This window comes from Mesorhizobium carmichaelinearum, assembly GCF_900199455.1.
GTDB classification, from domain to species: domain Bacteria; phylum Pseudomonadota; class Alphaproteobacteria; order Rhizobiales; family Rhizobiaceae; genus Mesorhizobium; species Mesorhizobium carmichaelinearum.
This window is the reverse complement of sequence record NZ_FZQR01000212.1, coordinates 1-248: the sequence shown is the minus strand read 5'-3', so window position 1 is coordinate 248 and position 248 is coordinate 1. Positions and strand designations below refer to the sequence as shown.

General features: G+C 69.4%; 1 protein-coding gene. It reads right to left on the bottom strand.

What is annotated here, in order from left to right; translation table 11 throughout:
• Positions 1–248, bottom strand: a 248-nt coding sequence (locus tag CKW40_RS42660; protein ID WP_198421210.1) for a hypothetical protein, incomplete at both ends; no start/stop codon positions are given.

Below are 248 nucleotides of genomic sequence, written 5' to 3'. Positions count from 1 at the left end.
CGTTGGCGACCTCGATGACATTGCCTGTCAACGACTGGCTCTGGACGTCGATCGCGTCCTTGCCCGCCGTCAGCGCGGTGACCGCGCCTGTGGTCACGCTGATGCCGGTGCTGGTCGCCACGTCGCGCACGAAGATGCCTTCGCCGCCGGTCGAGCTGCTGGCGCCCGAGATGTCGACCGTGACCGTGCCCGAGCCGCCATTGAGGATGTTTGCCGCGTCGCCGCTGCCGCCGACGAACCCGCCGGTG